Raw genomic sequence first — 20,641 nt, 5'->3', positions numbered from 1 at the left:
AGGGCGACCCTTGCGGTCTCTGCAAAGCAGCGCGCTTGTCTCAGTAGAAACCTCAGGTTCAATGCTTCATTACTCATGCTTTTTTATACCTTCTTAATCTAAAAAAGTTTTACGGCTTGTTCTACAGGGAACCTTAAGCCTACAAAGGGTTAATTTGATTCTGTAACAAATAGAACTATGGTTAATACTCAGGGCATCAATGCATCTCTCATTCAAACTGCTCCATCTACCGTTGATCTCATTACTATTGCCAAACAATTCAGCAATCAGCCTCAACAAATTAAACTCATTCAGTGGTTTCAGGGCTGCACAGGGACACAAAAGCAAGCCGAGTTTGCGCTCATGTGGCGCGATGGTCAAAATAAAGGGGCGATCGACTTTGTACAAGTTTTTCGTTCCTACCAGGCTCGTCCTCATCAAAATGCTGCCCTCAGATGGCTAGAACAAGCTAGCCAAGAGAAAACTCTCATTGGGCTAGATAAAATGTGGAAAACGTGGAATCCATCTATCACTGCTGCCTCTAAAGAAATCCGTCTCAAAGTTCCCTATTATCAGCAAGTCGATAATAAATTTGAACCCATGCGAACCTGCAACACCTCTAGCTGCGCCATGGTGGCAAAATTCTTAGGTGCAACCCTCTCAAGCGACGATGCCTACTATCAATATGTTCGCAAGTACGGCGACACAACCGACCACAGCGCCCAAACTAAAGCTCTATCTGAAATTGGTATTAAATCTACCTGGCACACTGATCTAGGCTTTGCTGACCTTGATACCTCTTTGGCAGCAGGTCTACCCGCCGTTATCGGTATTCTTCACCGAGGTTCCCTTTCTTCCCCGACAGGCGGACACATGATCGTTGTCATTGGCACTACAGGCTGCAACAACTACATTTGCCATGATCCTTTTGGTAGTCTTTTGGATGCAGGCGGCGGCTATACCGGGGATGTTAACAACGGCAACAGCGTCGTTTATTCTCGTCCTCTCCTCAATCGGCGGTGGCTTCCTGAAGGCGATCGCTCAGGCTGGGGACGCTTGTTTATGAAATAATTCTCATACTCAAATCCAACCAATTCGAGCGGGTAATGGGCGCGCTACTTGAGATGTAATCTACTCCGGTTTCTGCTACCGCTCGAATTCTTTCAAGGGTAATATTTCCCGAAGCCTCTATTTTAATGCGATCGTTCTTTTCACGAATTTGTTGCACTGCCACGGTCATCATTTCTAAAGACATATTATCTAGCATGATGATATCTGCGCCATGCTGTAACGCCTCTGCCACTTGTTCTAGATTTTCGGTTTCAACTTCAATGGTTAATGGATAAGGAATTCGAGAACGGATTTGGGCGATCGCTGCTCCAATTCCTTCCGCTGCTGCAATGTGATTGTCTTTAATCATCACGCTGTCATCTAACCCCATGCGGTGATTCATTGCTCCACCGACTTGAGTCGCGTACTTTTCTAAAATTCTTAACCCTGGCGTAGTCTTGCGCGTATCCACAAACTGAGTCGGCAAATCAGCAATCTGTTCTACATATTGACTCGTCGCTGTTGCAATTCCACTCAGCCGCATTGCCAGATTCAATGCCACTCGTTCTCCCATCAGCAAAGCATCCAGCGAACCAGAAATTTGAGCAATGACTTCACCGTTTTTGTAGTGCTGCCCTTCTTCTGCTGGAGTAAAGATCATCTGAGAATCGAGTAAATGGAAGACACGGGCAGCGATCGCCAGCCCCGCAATAATTCCTGGTTCTTTAATTACCCAGGTTGCGGTTCCGAGTGGCGCACCTGTAGGAAAGAGCGATTGTGTAGTGCGATCGCCCCGTCCAATGTCTTCGAGGAGCCAGGTTTGGAGGAGTTGATCCAAGATCAAAAAAGGTGGTAACACTGCTGGCGTTTGGCTCATTTAATCCTGTCCTACGGTAAAGAGAAGGCGATCATTTAAGATTGCAGCGTTTGCATAAAAGCATTAACTGCATCGTACTGATCTGCCATGCGCATGTGGAATTCCAGTGATCGCAAATCCAATTCTGGCAATAATTCGCTTTGCTGCACCAACTCGTATCCGGTTGAACGCAGGCAATAAACTGAAATCACGCCATCTTCCCAAAACCAGACCTCTGCTATTCCAATCCGGCGATAGATTTCTAAGGTATCAATGCCGCCGCTGGTGACCGTCACTTCTAGCGCTAGGTCAGGAATTTTCCGGCGATCGCCCAGGCAATAAGATTCGTCAGGCTCCTTTCGTGCTCCCAACTCCTTCATGCCGATCGTTGTGCTGCCCCTGCCATAAAACCGAATGCCTTTTAGTCGCATATAGATTTCGAGGAGTTGACCCAACGTGTTCTTGGGTTCTTCGTGTGCATCAGACAAGGGAGCCATAATTTCTAAATATCCATCTAAATACGTGAGGCGTGCGCCCGTTCCCTCTAAGTCAGCATCTAATTTTTCCAGGGTGTCCCAAGTTATGTTAGATAGAACGACCCCATCTTGCAAACCTGGTTTGAAAGCTGTAGCGACCATTGTGTGATCCTTCTTAGCAACATCTTTTTATGATAGGCGAGACCAACCCGAATGACTGATGAGGCAAGCACGTTAAGTTTTCAATTCCCCACCCTGCTGATCTCTTTGGCTGATATAGTTTTAAGTATTCATTGGTTCTGGTGGGGAACAGCCACCAGAGGAAACGGGGAAAGTTCGGTGTAAGTCCGGCGCTGTCCCGCAACTGTAATGAGATTATGAAAATCTTTTAGTCAGGATGCCCGCCGATGGATTAACTCATTTCTACATCTGCGAGGCACAGAAAATGGATAAATTTAAAAGCTACCAATTTCTTTTTTTTAACAAGGCTTTCCAACAAATAGCTGCATTGGTTGCTCTAACAAGTATTTTGTTGCTAATAGCAACTCCTGCTTCTGCCCATCATCCAATGGGAGGCAGAATACCCTCTAATCTATTTGAAGGTTTTATGAGTGGGGTAGCGCATCCCCTAATTGGGCTTGATCATTTTGTGTTTATTGGGGCAGTTGGCTTACTTGCCGCGATCAAACGGCAAGGAATCTTGATTCCAATCTCGTTTCTGTTAGCAGCAATGCTTGGTACTGGGGCGCACCTAGCAAGCATCAGCTTTCCAGGAGTTGAGCTATTTGTCTCTGGGTCAGTTTTGTTATTTGGTATTTTGTTGGTGATGAAAGATAGCCCCAATACTCTTGTAGTAGCAGGTTTGTCAGCGGTTGCGGGTTTATTTCATGGTCATGCCTATGGTGAAGCTATTTTTGGTGCAGAAACAGCCCCGCTGCTGGCGTATTTCATTGGCTTTACAGCGATTCAAATTGTTGTCTCACTCCTGGCATTCCAAGTTGGCAAAACAGCCCTTATTGGACAAGAAGCAAAACAGCAATCTCCAGAAAAATTGCGTTCTGCGGGTCTTGTTATTTGCGGTGTTGGGATTGCGTTCTTTGCGTCTCAGGTTGTGGCAGTTATGATTCCTATCTCTGGTAGGTAGAGGTAAGTAACTCTGTCGTGATAGCTCGATCGCTCTAGTTTTGTCCATCCTTAGCGAGTTAGGATAAAGCCTATAAAAAAGACGTGCTTCGTACTGCTGAAACACGTCTTTTTTTATTACAGGTAGAGATTGCTTCAGCGTATTAGAGCTTTTATTTTGAGAGGTATTTGCTCGTGTTAATTCAGTTGGCAGAATCTGATGCACAAATTCTTGAATGCTTTTCTATTTTGTCTCAATTATATTCACACCTTGAGCAAGAAAAGTTTTTAGCGCAGTTTCATCGTCAGCAACAAAATGGATATCAGCTTACTTTTATCAAAGTAGATGACCGGGTTGTTGCTGTTGCCGGATTCTGTGTTTATGAATGTTTTGCATGGGGACAATCTTTGTACATTTATGATCTGGTTGTTGATAAAACTATGCGATCGCAGAGATATGGACAGCATATCTTTAGTTGGCTCATTGAGTACGCTAAGTTGCATCACTGTACTCAGTTAAAGTTAGACTCAGGAGTTCAGCGTTTTGATGCACATCGGTTCTATTTTCAGCAACGGATGAAGATCAGTAGTCATCACTTTTCCCTAGATTTGTAGTCATGGCTAGAAGTGAAGATTTTAGGCGATCGAATGGGCAGCAGTCGATTTCACTCAGCAACATTTTCATTCAGCAACACTGGGGATAGTCAACTCGCTATGACTCGCCAATGAGCTACCATCATTGAGTGACGTTATTGGCACAGTTTTAGCCTTTAATGATCTTCATGGCGGCTCGATCGCCCCTCAAACTACTCCTTCAAGATTTAATTTCCCATGTCCCCCTCCCCCGAAAACCAAGCCCAAATTCAAGAACTTGTCCAATCCCTTCGCCGTAAGGAAGGAAACTGGCTGGCGTGGGGCAAGGCTTGCCAAACCCTACAAAAAGCGGGTTATTCGCAGCAAAAAATCTTTGAGGAAACTGGGTTTGAGCCAATTCAACAGAACCAGATTGTGGTGGCGGCGCAGGTTTATAGTTCGATAGAAAGTGGAGACGCACCGCCAGAGGTTTTAGCACGGTTTGAACGGACGGGCAGTGATTCACTGTACGAATTGCGCGTACTGACTCAAACAGAGCGAGTGGCGGCGGCGGCGCTGGTGGTAGAGCGGGGGCTAGATTCGGAAGGAGCAGGCGAGGTTACGAAGGCACTGAAAGATTTTGGGCGGTTTAAAGCTCCTCCAGAGTTTTCGGATTATCCTAGCGATGCGATCGCCCATTATTACTGGAAGCTGGCACGACAACAGGCAGATTTGCAGGCGCGATCGCGCTTGATTGCCCAGGGGCTACGGTTTGCCAAAAGCGAATCGGCACGGCAACAAATTGAGAAACTGCTAACCGATTTCACAATCACGCGCAGCAAAGCTGCTCCCAAGCTGCCGTTTTATCGCCTAGAAGCCGCCGCCGATCAGCCCCGAATTTTGCCAGTGGTCGGTAAGTTGCCCTTAGCCACCGCAGATTTGCAAGCAGTGCCGATGGTGGAAGAAGATGGGGCATTTCGGCTAGTCAAATTCTCTGGGGTTGGGGCTTGGATATCGTTGCCGAGTTGGCAAGTGGTGCTGGGATCTGAAGATCCGGTGATGTTGTTGGCAGATAGCACCGATCTGCCAAGTTCGCCAGATACGTTACCAGAGGAAGTGCTGGTAATGGTCGATCGCGCCCAGCGACAGTGGAGCGAGGAGCATCATTTTGTGGTGGATCAAGAGGGTCAGCTTCAGGTGGCTTGGTTTGAGGTGGCTCCGACTGTGCCAATTCTGGGGAAGGTGGTGCTGGTGTTGCGTCCCAATAAGGTTTTGGATGAGGATTACAACAAGGAACTTTGGCAGATTGATGAGTAGACCTCTCCCTAAAGCCCTCTCCTGAAGGAAAGGACTTTGAAGGAGGGGATAGCTCCACTATTGTTTAGATTAGGCGATGGCGCACTAATATACTCATGACTTCGCCTGGATTGGAGGAGGGTAATAGTCCGCTCCAGAGGCTGGCTTCGGCGTAACCGCGCTGGTGTAACTCGTGAATGTTTTCGCGCACGCCTTCGGGGGAAGAAATGATCAGGATGGTTACTTTTTCTCGGAGGGGATTAGGGGAAGCAGGTACAGGGACTTGAACGTGAGCGGCGATCGCACTTTGTAAGGCATTCATTTGTGGTTCTCCGGTTTTGAGTTTCTGTGGGAAGAAACCCAAAAACCTAGCCACCCCGTTGTAGCGAGTCAGGGTGGCTAGTTCAGATGCTAAAATGCATCGTTAGCTGCCAGACTGGTCAGAACAGTTTGGGGGTCAGCCGTCCATTGCTGTTAGTAGCAGCGATGGGCGGTGCTAGATTTTCGGGGTATGTATTCGGCTATGTGTGAAATAGAACACAGCCCTAGCTTTGGAGAATACCGAGATTTGTTGGTTTAAGTCAAGGGGTTGAGGAGATTTTTAATGACAAAGGAATTTTTATAGGAATGATTTCTGAGCAATGTCCTCCAGTGCAGCCTGAGTTATCTATAAGGGCAGTAATTGAGAATTAGTCTTTTAGCGTCTAAAGTTAAGTAGTTGGAAATTCCTTATTGTTCTCAGTATGCGATTCTCGTTAGGCAGTTGGCTTAAAGAAAATTTTGACTTAGTTGCTACTTTTCTTGGCTTCCTAATGGATACTATTGCTCTGATAGCTTTGATCAATAGTCCAGTTTCACTCTCTATTCCTTTAATTGACTATCCCCTTGATGCAACAGCGCAATTAATAATTTGGATAATTGCAGCAGTCACCTATTTAGGTTTTTTACGGAGATATTGGCAGCGGCTTCGCCAAGAATATGTGATGGAATCAGCACAAACATTTTTAAGTTTCCTAGCTTGTGATTTGTTCTCATACTTTAGACATCCATTCTTGCTAATTCCTTTTGTAGTTCTTATAGGATTTTTATTCGTTCTAGTACCATTACCTTTGCTGATATTATCTACGCTACTGTTTCTTTTCGCGTTGCGGCTTGTTGTGAAAGCAGAAAAAGTCTCAGAAGAAGTTCAGGAGAGGAAAGAGTGGAGTGAAGTACTTCACTTTAACAGTATTAACTTTGACGGGAATAAGACTATACAGAAACGAAGAAATTCTGAAGAGAAAGAAGTTTCTACTCGATGGAAACAGCGAATCGAAAAAGAGCTAGATAGAAATGGATACGTAACTAATTCTGCTCTCGCACATTTGTATAGTAATTCGAGAAGTATTACAACAAAAGCTTTGAAGACTTATCATGATGAGTTTGAATTTGAGAAAGATCTAGTTCTAATTTCGGAAAAGTCCTCTGTTAATCACAAGCAAACACTAACAAATGACATAGTTCTTGCTTGTCGATCTTTGAATGACGAGAAGCCCTGGCAGAGATAAATTAGCATTGATTGATATAGTTGTTAAATTTAAGCGAATAATAATTGTTAGCCAATTTTCTCCAGCAACGCTTCATTAATAATTGCTTGATAGTCTACTCCCCGTTTTTTTGCTTCTTCCTTTGCCCAAGCTAAAACCCTGGGATGAAACTTGATAGAAATCGGCTCATTCTTCTCCTCAACCTCCTTAACTCGTCGCACGATCGCCTTAGCAAACTGTTCAGGAGTTACTTCTGGACAATCCGATAAGTCAATATCTTCATCCTCCATCGCATCAAGTCGTTGCCAATCAGTCTGAGAGTGTCTCGATGTAAATTCGTTGCTCATACTTAGTCGCCTTTCGTGCAGAGATAATCCGAGTGCAATCATCACGCTCGGTATGAACAATAGCAACGACTCGCCCTTGCAACAGTCCAAAGGTGATAAAACGTTGCTCTCCATAACTGTAACGATCATCTTCAACCGTTACAGAGTTTTCTTCAAACACGGCTGAAACATCAATAAAATCAATCCCGTGCTTGCGAAGATTGGCAAGACGCTTCGCTTCATCCCATTCAAATGTCATTACGCGAACGCGATCGCTCACTCGACTCTATTTTAACTACAATTCCTCTCTAGAACGACTTACGAAATCGAGTCGTTCCAAAGACTCCCTACTTCCGGCTAAACCGATTATCCTGCCAAATATTCCCCATTCCCTTCAACACGCCCCTGCCCACCAGCCCAATTCCCCGCCCAATCACCTCGGTCAACACATAAACGACTCCGTTGCCCACAAACGACACCACAGAGCGTAACCGTGGGGCGATCGCATCCCTGGCTTCTAGTGCCAGCGTAATTGCCCGTGGAATGCCCTCTAGCTGTTCTAGCTCCTGGTAGCGAATGGCATAAATGGCAGTACGTCGAATGCCACGTCCTGAAAAAACTAGGATCTGATGTTTGCTTTCAAAGATATCAGTAGGTTCATGCAAAAGTTGTTCTAGGCGGTATCGCCACGACAAATCATTGCGGAATCGTTCGATATCACGGATGGAAATTAAGCGGCGATCGTAGAAAGTTTTTTTAATCACTTCCACGTTCGCAAAACGATTCAACAAAGGCTGCATCACCGCGTTCGCCATTTGTATCGTCCAGTTTTCTAGAAGGGCTTCCGCTCTGGCTAACGCCTCAGGGTTTCCGGGCGCATAGAGGGCGCTATCAATCTCTAATGGAGCTTGAAAGAGCAAGTGTTTGAGCAGATCAGAAACGCCAGGGATTTTTTCTAAAATAGCGGTTTGCACTAAGTTCCCATCTTGAAGCAAAACATCAACCACTTCTACTTCCATTCCAGCAAGGGGAACAGTGTAGTATTTGCCAAAGAATTCAGTCACGATCACTTGCCAAAGGTCTTGTAAAATATCGGATTGCTTAGACTGAAGTTGAACGGCTTGAACCTGAGAGTAGATTAATTCGTCTAAGAGATCCTCGATTTTTCGGAGGATAAGGTAAAACAACTCTCTTTTTTTGTCTTCGCGGAGGATGTCCGTTTCAAGGGGGGTTTCAGTTAGGTTTTCCAGGCTGGCTTGAAGTTTGGTGGAGATGCTGTCAAAGAGCAGCGATCGCAGGTCGCGGACTTGTTCAATCAAAGAAGAAGGTTGAGTGGCGATCGGGGAGGAGGGAAGCGGTGGATTATTACTAGAAGGAGGGAAATCTTCAGAAAATCGACGGACTTGAGATTCTGAGGCAGGGCGACTCGCTGGTACTAATTGAGAGCCTTCTGAAGTCGCTTCATTGGCGGACAGCAACTGAGTGACTAACCATCTTGCGGCTCTCAACTCACGATATTTTCCAGCAACGATCGCCCGATTCAACAAAGAAAGATCAGCGTTTTCTAACTCGTTCACAACTTCATTCATCACTGCGTCAATTTGTTGAATACCAGACTGGTGCAAGCGCGATCGTAGGTTGTTCCAAAGACTAGAACCGTTAAAGGTTCTCTGGGTTCGGAGAGTCGGACTGACTGAGCCGGACGTTTGTATGGAGTTGGGCAAAACAGCATTTTGAAGCGGCATCCAGTAGTTTTGCCCACCCAATACTCGCCGGATGATGGCAACTAACGATTCGGCACCCAAGGCTTTGGAACAATAGCCATTGGCACCAGCTTGATGAGCTTCGTTAATCTGGTTGACATTGGGAGAGGAAGTCAGCAGAAGAACAGGGATATGGGGACATTGCCCCTTAATATGTTGGCAGAGGGACAAGCCTTGCAATTGGGAAGGATTGGAGCATCCCAAGTTGATATTGAGAATGATCAGGGCAATGTCTTCAGCAGAAGGTAAGTCTAATCTGCTTTCTAGGAGACTGGTTGAAGATCTTCGCGCATTTTCCAATATTTGAATGACTTTGCTGCCATCAGAATCTTCTACTGCAAGCTCCAAATCTGCGTATTGCTCTAAACAAACCCGCAATCTAAGGCAGAATGCCGAGTCTTCATCAATTAATACCAGCAGGGAGCGGCTTACCGGGAGCGGCACTTGATCAACGCTCATGGATCATTACAAAGTGAAGTTGGACTTCGCCTCAGATTAGCAGAAATTCTGGCAAGCGCTTTAGCGCGACCAAAATTTTGCAGTCAATGCGTTAAGTGACGGGACTTGCTAGTTAAGGCTTGTTATAGTAGCGCTGGTCATAGTAACCCGTTACGTCGCTATCGGAAGCTTCGGCTTGAGGGTCAGGTTCAGCAGGTTGAGGCGGCTCATAAACAGAGGACGGAGCATTCAGATCATACGAGGGGACAATCTCATCAATCGGCATCGCATCAATGACAGACGAGTCGTCAGAGATTGATTCCTCAGGAGGGACATAGGATTCTTCAAGAGAGGATTCCAGGGTTAATGGGCTGAATGGATCGTCTGCACCGTTAGCCGTAGGATCGATATCGTCCCACTCCCCTTCAGGGGGCGTGTAGCCTGGAGTTTGATTTTGAGTAGATTCAGGCGGGATGTAAACAGGCGGACGAAGTTCTTCTTGCCATCTGCCAACGCTGCCCTGTGCCTCATAGTAAAGGGCGCGACCAGGGCTAATTTGTGATGCTATATCGATCGCCCCTTGCAGGTTGCCCCTCAATGCCATGGCTCTGGCTTGATTGAGGATAGGTTGATCTTGGGTAATTTGAATAATCCGAATTTGCTCGGCGCGCCAGCCCAAAATGGCGGTTTGGGCTTCGGGGTAAAGCGCTCGTTTGGCTTTGATTCGAGAAGCAGCATCAATAGCTTCGTTCAGTTTGCCTTGTCGTCCGAAAGCTTGGGCTTGTGCCAAAATGGGCTGGTCTTCAATTACTTCGATCTGACCGCGCCAAGTGGAAATCCAGTCTTGGGCTTGTCCACGGAGGGCGCGACCGAGTTGGATGTTGCGGGCTTGGGCGATCGCCAACTTTAAGTCTGGAATCGTGCCCGACTTTGCCAAGTCTTTAGCCCGAACCATAAAGGGCTCGTCCTCAATCCGCTCAACTTCCTCTGCCCAGTAAGCAATCAAGGTTTGTGCCTGAACCCGGCGAACATGTCCTAGTGGCACCTGCTTAGCTTGGGCGATCGCTAGTTTTAGGGTGGAATGTTGCCCCATCCCTGCCGCCAGCGTGGCGTACTTGACCTGCACCGCATCCTTAAGACTGGTTTGCCAAGCTTTGAGGTAAGCTTGGGCTTGAGGGTAGAAAGGGCTGGTTGATTTAACTTGTTTAATCGCAGCGATCGCTTCCATCAGGTTCCAAATCTGCTCTCCTGTAGGCACCCAAAGAGATTCGCTGCTGTTAACCAAACTATAGGCATTACCAAACCGCACCAAATCTTGAACCTCTGGAGCCGTGTTAGATGCGGGGGCGAGGAGAAGCGTCAAGATGGCTCCCCTGCGATCGCCACTATCCCATTGGCGAAAGCCTGCGGTCAGTAAGAGCTTGCTCCATTGAGTAAGGCTAACCTTGGCATCGGCTCCTGCATAAGTTTTGGGAGGTACCTTTTGCGCCAAGCTCACCGCTTCTTTAACACCGCGATAGCTGTTGTTCTTAGAGAATGCTTGAGCCTTAATTAAGAGTTGACGTGCCTGCCGCTCAACCCCAAGCTGCTGGGAAAGCACGTTGGTTTGAATAGTGCTCCAATAGGTATGGTCAAATTTAGACAAAACTAGAATTTGCTCTGATACTTCATCCCAGTTTTGCTGCTTCATTGCAGTTTGGGCTTTGCCGTAGACATCTTTGCCCTTTTGCCACTGTTGTCGCCATTCCTTAACGATTTCTTGACCCTCAGCATAAGCAGGGCTGGTTTTGGGAATGTGCTTAATTGCCTCGATCGCCCCTTTTGCGTCGTTCTCCTGCATTTTGATGCGAGCATTTGCCAAAATTTGGGCAGACCAATCGTCAATGAGACGGGAGGCTTCCGTATAGAGAGGATGTTCCTGATCCCACTGCTTCAGCATTTCCAAGCTGGCAACGATTTTAGGCAACTCTCCCGTTTGGGCAGCCTGCTGAGCGCAGTAGAGGCGTTCGCCATCTACAGTCAACTGCGAGACTTGCTGGCAGTTAGGTAATGGCGGCAAAGCAGTCAGCCAGACTAAAGCAGCAGTTCCTAATCCTCCAAAAGCGCCTAAAATCCCTAGCCAAACCAATGACCAGCGCCAAGGCTTATTTTCTGGGGGGCTGGGCAAGCGAGCAGGCGGAGTGTAGCGTTCCGGCTCAAGCTCTAGTTCAACCTCTGAAGACGGTTGTCCACCCGAAAATGAGCCACTGGAAGTTGCGCTGGCAGGTTCGCTAAGGCTTTTGTGCATCTGAATCGCTTTTGCACTGGATTGGACTGCGAATTGATACCAATCGGCAATCAATTTTTCCAACCGTTTGACCAGTTCAAAATTTTGTTCCCACAGAAGCTTAGGAGGAACAAAACTGGGGGCGTTGTCCCGGCGTTGCTCAATATTGTGTTTCTGCTGATTTTGCTCTTCTTTCATAACAACCCCTCACTACCCCCTACGCACCATCACTGACGTATCGTTTAAAGCTGCTCAATTACAGAAGTAAAACACTGATGCGGCCACTCTGTTTATTAATCCTATACTCATGTTCCCATCTATAAGAGGGAGACATCCGGGCTATTTTTGATACCTTTTAAATATCAGACGCATTTACTGACCTCAAAGTTAAGGGATTACATATTTCTTTAGATTCGTATGGGTAAGAAGTACAAAGAATCAGTGTCAATGAAGGATTTACCACACTAATCCCACCTAGATGTTTGATAAAGAGTGCAATTTTCGGGGCAGAGTGGGAGCTTTTATGAGTCCTATCTTCAGTAAGAGTTTTCAAAATGGCGTTCATCATAATATCCTTCAAAGGACTTTTCTGGAGCTACATCAGCCGGGAAAATATCTGCCCTATTCTCTGACCTAAAAGTAGTTTCAGGGACAAGGGATTTTACCTCAACGGGATATGAATCCTGCTGTGAATCTTCTGGGAAAGGTAGCGTTGATCCACTTAGGGATTCACTGGGTTCAGCAGCCTATTCAGCGATCGCGCCGATCGCGCCATCTCCTTCATGAGACTGCCCACTCTGCGCTACTTTTTGTGCTTCCAATTTTTGTTCCTTTAGGAGAGCTTGCTGGACTTGCTTGCCATTGAGAATTTGCCGCGATAGCTTATCTGCCCGTTGCAACCGCCAGTAGACAGGTTCTAGTTCGCCTAGCACCCCCATTTGCTGAGAAGCTTGAGTCCAGTTTTTTTGCTGTATCGCTTTCCGAGCAATTTTAATTGCTGCTTCGCCTTTCTGCCACTGGGCTTGCCAATGGGCGATCGCGGTCTGGGCTTCAGTATAGGCAGGGCTAGATGAAGGAACTTGTCTTGCAAGGGCGACGGCTCCCTTCAGGTCATTATCGTGAGTTCCGAATTGTGAGTTCCGAGCATGAGAACCTCGTGAGGTTGCCGTTGGACGTTTAACGGTTTGAGGGAAAGGGTTAACTGCTGCATCACGAAGATTCCTGTCTACATTCAAGGCATTGGCTAGACAGCTTAGCCATAAATCTGGAAACTGGAACAAAAATTGCTCAATAAAATTGACTTAAAAAATCCCTAGCTTCACAGAAGTCAGGGATTTCGACAGGCTGGATTATTCACTTTTTGAAGTTGAGCTTAAGTCTTTGTAGAGTGACTCTCTGAGGCTTCGGGCGATCGATAGCCGAAAAAGTCAATGGTGTAGTAGCTAACCTTGACTCCAGTCTGTTGCTCAATCAGTTGAATGACTTCTTGGGGTAGCTCTACGTGCACATCCATGATCTGATGCGTGTCTAGACAGTTGACGTGACTGTGGGGATCACTAATATTGCCGTACAGCCGACCATCCGATCGCTCTACACATTCAATTACGCCCTGTGCCGACAGCGCCTCCAAGTTTTGATAAACTGATGTGTGCCCAATATCTTTGCCCTGCTGGTTGAGGCGATTGTAAATTTCGCGGGCAGAAAGATGCTCTTGTGCCTGCCACAGTAGCTCTAAAACAAAGCGGCGTTGCTTACTCAGCCGCATTCCTAAACATTGACAGTGATCCAATGCATCCTCTAGAGAACGAATTGGTTTTTTTCCAGAAATCTCAGCTTGCATTCCCACCGCCTGTTCTTCAAAAACCATTAAAACAAACTCACTACCACTTTAACTTGGAAAACTATCAGTGTGTTTACGCTCTGGCGAGCCTGACATACTGATACTTACACAAATAATTTCAGAAATTATTTCAGAACCAGGGCACTGAGTTACGAATTATTCAAAAAATCATTATTTGTAATAAACCTGTTTTTAGCTAACGCCGCCCCTTCTGAATTAGAGGCTTGGTGAAGCCGTGGCAAATCTATTGTCCTAAATCAGTCGCCATAAAGGAGTAATTTACGCCTTACTCCATGCGATCGATCGATAAAACCGAGTTTGAACAAAGAAAGTAAATAATTTGCTTTTTGTTCTGATTTACATGAAGTAGTAACGATAAAGATGATAAGTTGTCTTTTTAAGCTTTTAGAAGAGTATTTGAGGTTTGATAGCTATTTTTCTAAGTTATTCTCTCTACAGGTCTGTTTTTCGACCCAAGTCATTCTCTTGACCCCTTCCCTTCCAGCCAAAGTTCGTCAATAATGCCTTCAGTGACTTGTCGTTAGGCGATCGACGGCGGCTCATTTCAGGCTTAGCTCATTTCAGGCTTTATTAGGAGATACCGAAGATGAAACTCGCAGTTTATGGAAAAGGTGGCATTGGTAAGTCCACGACAAGCTGTAATATTTCGGTTGCTCTGGCAAAACGGGGCAAAAAAGTATTGCAAATTGGTTGCGACCCCAAGCACGACAGCACCTTTACGCTGACGGGCTTCTTGATTCCCACCATCATCGACACGCTTCAAGAAAAGGACTACCACTACGAAGATGTTTGGCCCGAAGATGTCATTTACAAGGGCTATGGCGGTGTCGATTGCGTTGAGGCAGGCGGCCCTCCAGCAGGCGCAGGCTGTGGTGGCTACGTGGTGGGCGAAACCGTCAAGTTGCTCAAAGAATTGAATGCATTTGATGAATACGATGTGATTTTGTTTGATGTCTTGGGCGACGTGGTGTGTGGTGGCTTTGCTGCACCCCTCAACTACGCCGACTACTGCATGATTGTGACCGATAACGGTTTTGATGCGCTGTTTGCTGCTAACCGCATTGCTGCATCAGTGCGCGAAAAGGCTCGGACTCATCCGCTGCGCTTGGCAGGATTAATTGGCAACCGCACCAGCAAGCGAGATTTGATTGATAAGTATATTGACTCTGTGCCCATGCCTGTGCTGGAAATTTTGCCCTTGATTGAAGATATTCGAGTGTCACGGGTTAAAGGCAAAACGTTGTTTGAGATGGCAGAAAACGATCCCTCGCTCAACTATGTTTGCGATTACTACCTCAACATTGCTGACCAAATCTTGGCGCGTCCTGAAGGGGTTGTGCCGAACGATGTCCAGGATCGAGAACTGTTTAGCCTGCTGTCGGACTTCTACCTCAACCCGGCACCGGTTCAAACTCGCTCAGAAGAAGCTGACTTGATGATGGTCTAGAAAATTTTTTTGAGAGGTGGGTTTTGGGTTATGAGTAGTAGCTGCACGATTTATTCATCCCTCTAAAAATTGTGAATACTGAGCATCTGCGAGCATCGTTAAAAACACTGTGGCTCGATTACTACCGGAGTAATCGAGCCTGGATCAACCGCCTAGGGATTTGGGTGACTTGTGAGGGCGATCGCCGTCCTTCATCCAGTTTTATCTTGGCAACGCTGGCAATTTTGGAACCGAAGCTGCACGAGATTTTGCCATTAATTGTCGATCTCAGCAGCAACCCTGATCGGATTGTTCTGGCACTAGGGCTAAACTTCAACCCAGACCAAGCCTTGAAGGAAATCGCAGAGGCAGAAAATTCGGTCAAGATGCTACCGCCCAGCGCGGCGGCTTTGCCCGAAAAGCCCCATGAAAAAGCACTGCCCGAAAAGAAACAGCCTGAGAAACAGAAAAAAGCAGAAACTTCTGCTGCCTTGCCCTACGCAGACGACTATTATCCTAAAAACCGCCGTTACCAACGCCGAGACTGAATCCCCTGCACCATTCACCCGATCGCCCCACCTGTATCTAACTCCCCATTCAAATCCCCCCTTCAAATCTTAAGAGAGAGGAACCTAACCCATGACCCTGGCTAACACCGAAGCCCCAGCCCTTAACTTTGAATGCGAAACGGGCAACTACCATACCTTCTGCCCCATTAGCTGCGTCGCTTGGCTTTACCAAAAAATTGAAGATAGCTTCTTCTTAGTCATTGGCACCAAAACCTGCGGCTACTTTCTACAGAACGCCATGGGCGTGATGATTTTCGCTGAACCCCGGTACGCAATGGCAGAACTAGAAGAAGGCGATATTTCAGCGCAGTTGAACGATTATGCCGAGCTAAAGCGACTGTGTGACCAGATTAAGCGCGATCGCAACCCCAGCGTCATTGTCTGGATTGGCACCTGCACCACCGAAATCATCAAAATGGACTTGGAAGGTTTAGCGCCCCGCCTCGAAGCCGAGATTGGTATTCCCATTGTTGTCGCCCGTGCCAACGGTTTGGACTACGCCTTCACCCAAGGCGAAGACACCGTGCTGGCGGCAATGGCACACCGCTGCCCCGACAAATCCCCGATCGCTGAATCAGAAAAAGAGGAACGCAATAGCTTAACGCGCTTACTTAACTTTGGGCGCAAGCAAGAAGACATCAAAACCGAAGAATCGGAATACGTCAAACATCCGCCGCTAGTCCTGTTTGGCTCTCTGCCCGACCCTGTGGTCACGCAGCTTACCTTAGAACTGAAGAAGCAGGGCATTAAGGTTTCGGGTTGGCTGCCTGCCCGTCGCTTCACCGAGCTACCCGTTATTGAAGAAGGCACCTACGTCATCGGCGTTAACCCCTTCCTCTCGCGTACTGCCACCACGCTCATGCGTCGCCGCAAGTGCAAACTCATTGGCGCACCGTTCCCGATTGGTCCTGACGGCACCCGCGCCTGGATTGAAAAAATTTGTTCAGTGTTCAACATCGAACCCAAGGGTTTGGATGAACGGGAACAGCAAATTTGGGAGGGCATGGAAGACTACCTGCAACTGATTCGGGGCAAGTCGGTCTTTTTCATGGGCGATAACCTGCTGGAAATTTCCCTGGCTCGTTTCCTCGTTCGGTGCGGCATGACAGTGCCCGAAATTGGTATTCCTTACATGGACAAGCGCTACCAGGGCGCAGAGCTAGAACTGCTGACCAAAACCTGCGAGGAAATGGGTGTACCGCTCCCCCGCATTGTAGAAAAACCCGATAACTACAACCAGCTTCAGCGGATTAACGACATCCATCCTGATTTGGTGATTACGGGCATGGCGCACGCTAACCCCTTAGAGGCGCGCGGTATTAATACCAAATGGTCGGTAGAGTTCACCTTTGCCCAAATTCACGGGTTTACGAACGCTCGTGACATTTTGGAATTGGTGACTCGTCCGCTCCGCCGCAACAACTCCCTGAAAGATTTGGGTTGGGATAAATTGGTGAAGGAAGAAGCGAAGATTTAGAGTCGCGTATAGAAAGTGTAGAAGGGTGCATTTCGTCTAGATTCATGGCGGGATGCATCCTTGTTTTTTGGGAGGGGCGATCGCGCTAAACCTTGATCTCGTCTGAACGTGGCACAATAAAAGAGTTCCAATATCCCGATCGACTATGCTCCGATCACTGAACCTTGACGAAACCCTGATTCAGGAATTGATGGCGATCGACAATCACGCCAACCTAGAAACTATTGTTGAGACTGCCTTGCGCGAATATATCCAGCGTCACCAACGCCTCAAGATCCTGGATGTATTTGGAACGATCGACTATGACGACACTTACGCCTACAAAGCCCAACGTCAGATCCAATGAACGTGATTGTAGATACTTTAGCTACTTAAACTTAACTTGCACAATGTGATCTCCTCTTTCAGTAGGAGAAGCAAGTTTTCGTACACCCCGCCCTTTCAACACAAAGCATTTACCGTTGCTAGTTTGTTTAGGGAGTCGGAGCTTTTCTTCTCCATGAATTGTAAGCACATCAACTTTCGCGCCTTGTGATGCTTCCTCTGTGGTAATTATCAGTTCAGAGAAAATATTAGTGCCCTCACGTCTAAATCCTTCTTCTGTTAACAACACTGTGAGACAGATATATAAATCTCCTGGGTCACCATTACTCCTACTGACATCTCCTTCTCCGACTACCCGCAAACGTGTTCCGGAATCAACTCCAACAGGAACATTGACTCTTAAAGTCTTAATAGTTGGCACAACATTACTGTTCGAGCTAACTTCCAAATGTTGAATTCTTATAGTCTTTTCACACCCGAAAATAGCATCACGGAAGCCCAATGTAAGATCGAATTGTAAATCCTCACCCTTATTGATCGCACGATATACTTCTTTGTCCCAATCATCTTTACTGAACTCTATAGGCTGATATAGCTCACCGTAATACTTTCTTAGTTCACTTTTGCCACGAAGTCCCATACTGCTTGCTATAGTCTCTTCCGTTACTGCACCTTCAATGCTATCAATAGCACCATGTAGCAATCTTTCACGGTTTTTTCTCTCGTCAACACCACGAGTCATAATGTGTTGATACTCAGAGAGTGATCCAAGAAGTTTCCTACGTTCTTGCTCTTGTTGCCAGTACCTCTCGAAGCAGCCATGAATTTCCCAAGGAGATCCTAACCAGTCAAGGTAGACAGTATCCCCATTGCCATTAGTATGATAATAAACGGTTTCACCACACCGCCATGGACATTCAGTAGGGTAAGTTCGTGATTTACCCAGTTGAGTAGTCGTAAGAATTTTCGGAGTTGGAATGGAATTATAAGAGTTACTAATACCAAGAATATTTTTCTGCCCACGCTCTTTACAGCACCAACCACACGAACACCAGGGCTTATGATTGTTACCAGGCATAAATTAGATTTCCAAATTTTAGAATCCTACGATAAAGTGCAAGTTTTCAGTATTTCTAAATAGAACTACTCTGATCGCTAACACTTACACAATAGTCTTCCCAAGGAGATAGTTTTTCGGCACTAGCTTGTCAGTAGTTAATCTGGAAAAGCCAATCCTGTTCTGGGGTTGCGGATGAATAAGCCGAGGGTGAGCGATTGCGCTAATAGGAGAATTAGTCATGAGATATTGTCAGGAAGTTGAGTTTGCTGCTCGTACTGGGCGATCGCATTTTCAATGACCTCAGCAGCTACATCAGCAAAATCGGACTTGGAGTAGATAGTAGCAAGAATAATTCTGTCATCAGCTTTGATGTAGTAGATAACCCGATAGCCTCCACTTTTACCTTTTTGAACATTGCTATTCTTAAGCCGGACTTTGAAGACCGTGTAGGTTACTCCAGAGATGCGATCGCCAGGGAGTTCACCTGCTTGAAGCTGCTCGATCAGAGGTTGAAGATCAGAACGAACCCGACGATATCGCTTAGCGAGGTCACGGAGATCACGTTGGAAGCGAGGAGTTAGGTCAATTTGAATAGAAGGTGGATCAGTCTGCATCAATTCCATTCCACATTTGTGAGAGAGGAATGGTTTGTCCAGTGAAAGCTTCGTGTAAGCCTTGATGAATACCTTCGAGAATGATTTTGTCAGGAGTTTCGTCGGGATCAGGTTCGTCTTCCTCAGGGATAAGGACGATGACTCGGACGCGGCGGAGTTTGGTGGGGGCAAGTGGATCGTCAAGGATCAGTTGACCCAGATCGTTGATACTAGCAGTGGTTTCGATCGCTTTCATAATGCGCTGATTATCTAGAACATTCTTTCTGTCACTCAATCGACATTGCTAAATCAACAGTGGAGTAAAGCCATGTGGAAGGGCGATACGTTCTGTCAATTGTTAAAGGTTTATTAATCCGGGAATGCCAAGCCTGTTCTAGGATCACGGATGAATAAGCCTAGGGTAAGCGATCGCATCACGGCATCCCACACAGGTGTAAACTGCTCGGCTTGATCTGCCCAAAAATCCATCGTGATCAAACACTGCACGTTTGAACCAATGCCAATGCAAGTCCGGGAGTAAGCATCTCGCTCTTCTTCCTGATCATCAATAAACTTAATTTCCATCCACACAATTCGCGCCGTTTGCCGCTTGACCGTGATCACTTCGCCCCACTCCGTCACGTTGCGCTCATCTTTCTCCATAATGCTTTTGAGAGTCGATTTGAGCGGAAACAGATCCCATTCGCCAGGCGGCAGCAGGTTGAAGGAAACCTCCAGGCGGCAGTCGTCATTGGGCGGATCGGCGTTGAGAAACCGAAAAGATTTTTCGTCGGGTTCAAAAATCCAGCCCTGGGGTACGTCCATGCGCACGGCTCCACGACCCGCTACGAAAATTTGGTAGCCAGGATTCGTCGCCTCCCAGCGGTGATCAGGAGTGAGTTCGAGGGTTTCTTTAATCCACTTCAGGTTGTTTTTCTTTTTCTTTGCCATCAGTCAAAACCCCTTCCTTAAAGAATCTTATTTTAACGACGACGTTCTTGCAACTTTCGATAAACCGATCGGATGTCAACTTTGTGGTGTGCCAGGGCAACTAACGTGTGATAGAACAAATCGGCAACTTCCCCCGCGATCGCCTCTGCTTCATCATCTTTAAATGCCATCACGACTTCTGCCGACTCTTCGCCAATTTTTTTAAGAATTTTGTTGTCGCCCCCCGCCAATAGCTTGCAGGTATAGGACTCAGAATTAGGATGGTCGCGGCGATCGCAAATGACTTCAAACACTTGTGACAACGTATCCGCAGGCGGCGCTTGCACTGAACCTTCTACTTGATGAAAACAGCTTCGCTCCCCAGTATGGCAAGCAACATCGCCAATTTGCTCTACCGTCACCAGCAGTGCATCACTATCACAGTCATAGCGAAGAGACTTCACCTGTTGCAGATGTCCTGATGTCGATCCTTTATTCCAACACTCAGCGCGCGATCGGCTCCAGAACCAGGTTTGCCCGGTTTCCATAGTCTTTGCCAACGATTCCCGATTCATCCACGCCATCATCAACACCGTACCATCCAAATAATCTTGGACGATCGCAGGCACCAATCCTTGCTCGTTGTAGCAGATTTGGTCAACTGGAATTGCCGATTGAAATGAGAAAGGAGCCATAGGAGTGAAATTGCACGTCAGTTTTCCATCCTACC

Annotated in this window: 23 protein-coding genes and 1 riboswitch; of the genes, 9 read left to right on the top strand and 14 right to left on the bottom strand. The window is 46.8% G+C overall.

Annotated elements, in window-relative coordinates:
* The first annotated feature begins 483 nt into the window (after positions 1-483).
* Positions 484-1,050: a C39 family peptidase gene (locus KME11_19555; GenBank protein MBW4517407.1), complete on the top strand. Its 567-nt coding sequence runs from the start codon at positions 484-486 to the stop codon at positions 1,048-1,050.
* On the opposite strand, the gene KME11_19550 is transcribed toward KME11_19555, so the two are convergent.
* Together KME11_19550 and KME11_19545 are read right to left on the bottom strand one after the other, a co-directional pair.
* Entirely contained in the window at positions 1,040-1,906 is an 867-nt protein-coding gene (locus tag KME11_19550) for a carboxylating nicotinate-nucleotide diphosphorylase (protein ID MBW4517406.1), read from the bottom strand. The two genes, KME11_19555 and KME11_19550, sit on opposite strands and share 11 nt — an antisense overlap.
* Positions 1,907-1,941: 35 nt before the next feature.
* Positions 1,942-2,523, bottom strand: coding sequence for a Uma2 family endonuclease (locus tag KME11_19545; protein ID MBW4517405.1), 582 nt, complete (start codon positions 2,521-2,523; stop codon positions 1,942-1,944).
* Between the two features lie 115 nt (positions 2,524-2,638).
* A riboswitch (cobalamin riboswitch) is annotated at positions 2,639-2,785 on the top strand.
* A 21-nt stretch (positions 2,786-2,806) separates the two neighbouring features.
* On the opposite strand from KME11_19545, the gene KME11_19540 reads away from it, so the two are divergent.
* From KME11_19540 to KME11_19530, 3 genes are all read left to right on the top strand, one after another.
* A complete protein-coding gene (locus KME11_19540) occupies positions 2,807-3,505 on the top strand; it encodes a HupE/UreJ family protein (protein MBW4517404.1) in 699 nt (232 codons plus the stop codon).
* Positions 3,506-3,672: 167 nt separating this feature from the next.
* Positions 3,673-4,098: a GNAT family N-acetyltransferase gene (locus KME11_19535; protein MBW4517403.1), complete on the top strand. Its 426-nt coding sequence runs from the start codon at positions 3,673-3,675 to the stop codon at positions 4,096-4,098.
* Positions 4,099-4,314: 216 nt separating this feature from the next.
* Positions 4,315-5,373, top strand: coding sequence for a hypothetical protein (locus KME11_19530; GenBank protein MBW4517402.1), 1,059 nt, complete (start codon positions 4,315-4,317; stop codon positions 5,371-5,373).
* Positions 5,374-5,437: 64 nt separating this feature from the next.
* Here the strand turns inward: KME11_19530 and KME11_19525 are convergent, their stop codons facing one another.
* Positions 5,438-5,674: a hypothetical protein gene (locus tag KME11_19525; GenBank protein ID MBW4517401.1), complete on the bottom strand. Its 237-nt coding sequence runs from the start codon at positions 5,672-5,674 to the stop codon at positions 5,438-5,440.
* 421 nt (positions 5,675-6,095) lie between these two features.
* Between KME11_19525 and KME11_19520 the strand changes: the two genes are divergently transcribed.
* Positions 6,096-6,899 (top strand): hypothetical protein, encoded by an 804-nt coding sequence (locus tag KME11_19520; protein ID MBW4517400.1) that lies wholly within the window; start codon positions 6,096-6,098, stop codon positions 6,897-6,899.
* A 47-nt stretch (positions 6,900-6,946) separates the two neighbouring features.
* Here KME11_19520 and KME11_19515 read toward each other — a convergent pair whose 3' ends face one another.
* The 6 genes from KME11_19515 to KME11_19490 form a co-directional block, all read right to left on the bottom strand.
* Positions 6,947-7,225: a BrnA antitoxin family protein gene (locus KME11_19515; GenBank protein MBW4517399.1), complete on the bottom strand. Its 279-nt coding sequence runs from the start codon at positions 7,223-7,225 to the stop codon at positions 6,947-6,949.
* Positions 7,188-7,463, bottom strand: a complete 276-nt coding sequence (locus KME11_19510; protein ID MBW4517398.1) for a BrnT family toxin — start codon at positions 7,461-7,463, stop codon at positions 7,188-7,190. The genes KME11_19515 and KME11_19510 overlap by 38 nt, the downstream gene beginning before the upstream one ends.
* A gap of 88 nt (positions 7,464-7,551) precedes the next feature.
* Positions 7,552-9,426 (bottom strand): DUF3685 domain-containing protein, encoded by a 1,875-nt coding sequence (locus KME11_19505; GenBank protein ID MBW4517397.1) that lies wholly within the window; start codon positions 9,424-9,426, stop codon positions 7,552-7,554.
* A 112-nt stretch (positions 9,427-9,538) separates the two neighbouring features.
* Positions 9,539-11,869: a hypothetical protein gene (locus KME11_19500; GenBank protein MBW4517396.1), complete on the bottom strand. Its 2,331-nt coding sequence runs from the start codon at positions 11,867-11,869 to the stop codon at positions 9,539-9,541.
* Between the two features lie 548 nt (positions 11,870-12,417).
* The gene (locus KME11_19495) at positions 12,418-12,951 is read right to left on the bottom strand and encodes a hypothetical protein (GenBank protein MBW4517395.1); all 534 of its coding nucleotides are present in this window, start codon (positions 12,949-12,951) and stop codon (positions 12,418-12,420) included.
* Positions 12,952-13,043: 92 nt separating this feature from the next.
* Positions 13,044-13,511: a transcriptional repressor gene (locus tag KME11_19490; protein ID MBW4517394.1), complete on the bottom strand. Its 468-nt coding sequence runs from the start codon at positions 13,509-13,511 to the stop codon at positions 13,044-13,046.
* Between the two features lie 607 nt (positions 13,512-14,118).
* Here KME11_19490 and bchL point away from each other — a divergent pair.
* From bchL to KME11_19470, 4 genes are all read left to right on the top strand, one after another.
* A complete protein-coding gene (gene bchL / locus KME11_19485; protein MBW4517393.1) occupies positions 14,119-14,979 on the top strand; it encodes a ferredoxin:protochlorophyllide reductase (ATP-dependent) iron-sulfur ATP-binding protein in 861 nt (286 codons plus the stop codon).
* A 71-nt stretch (positions 14,980-15,050) separates the two neighbouring features.
* Positions 15,051-15,506, top strand: coding sequence for a DUF5331 domain-containing protein (locus tag KME11_19480; protein MBW4517392.1), 456 nt, complete (start codon positions 15,051-15,053; stop codon positions 15,504-15,506).
* Between the two features lie 91 nt (positions 15,507-15,597).
* Positions 15,598-17,004, top strand: coding sequence for a ferredoxin:protochlorophyllide reductase (ATP-dependent) subunit N (locus KME11_19475; protein MBW4517391.1), 1,407 nt, complete (start codon positions 15,598-15,600; stop codon positions 17,002-17,004).
* A gap of 145 nt (positions 17,005-17,149) precedes the next feature.
* Positions 17,150-17,350 (top strand): type II toxin-antitoxin system VapB family antitoxin, encoded by a 201-nt coding sequence (locus KME11_19470; protein ID MBW4517390.1) that lies wholly within the window; start codon positions 17,150-17,152, stop codon positions 17,348-17,350.
* A 21-nt stretch (positions 17,351-17,371) separates the two neighbouring features.
* Here the strand turns inward: KME11_19470 and KME11_19465 are convergent, their stop codons facing one another.
* The 5 genes from KME11_19465 to KME11_19445 form a co-directional block, all read right to left on the bottom strand.
* Positions 17,372-18,070, bottom strand: a complete 699-nt coding sequence (locus KME11_19465; GenBank protein MBW4517389.1) for a hypothetical protein — start codon at positions 18,068-18,070, stop codon at positions 17,372-17,374.
* Between the two features lie 554 nt (positions 18,071-18,624).
* Positions 18,625-19,002 carry a type II toxin-antitoxin system RelE/ParE family toxin gene (locus KME11_19460; protein MBW4517388.1) on the bottom strand — a complete coding sequence of 126 codons (378 nt, stop codon included), beginning with the start codon at positions 19,000-19,002 and terminating at the stop codon, positions 18,625-18,627.
* Positions 18,992-19,237 (bottom strand): hypothetical protein, encoded by a 246-nt coding sequence (locus KME11_19455; GenBank protein MBW4517387.1) that lies wholly within the window; start codon positions 19,235-19,237, stop codon positions 18,992-18,994. Before KME11_19455 ends, KME11_19460 begins: the two co-directional genes overlap by 11 nt.
* 113 nt (positions 19,238-19,350) lie before the next feature.
* Positions 19,351-19,932: a hypothetical protein gene (locus tag KME11_19450; protein ID MBW4517386.1), complete on the bottom strand. Its 582-nt coding sequence runs from the start codon at positions 19,930-19,932 to the stop codon at positions 19,351-19,353.
* A 32-nt stretch (positions 19,933-19,964) separates the two neighbouring features.
* On the bottom strand, positions 19,965-20,606 hold the full coding sequence (locus KME11_19445) for a bifunctional phosphoribosyl-AMP cyclohydrolase/phosphoribosyl-ATP diphosphatase HisIE (protein ID MBW4517385.1): 642 nt from the start codon (positions 20,604-20,606) through the stop codon (positions 19,965-19,967).
* Positions 20,607-20,641 lie beyond the last annotated feature (35 nt).

Origin of the sequence: Timaviella obliquedivisa GSE-PSE-MK23-08B, from assembly GCA_019358855.1 — a bacterium.
Classification (GTDB): Bacteria; Cyanobacteriota; Cyanobacteriia; order Elainellales; family Elainellaceae; genus Timaviella; species Timaviella obliquedivisa.
Note: the sequence above shows the minus strand (reverse complement) of the source record. Positions and strands in the feature narration are given on the sequence as shown.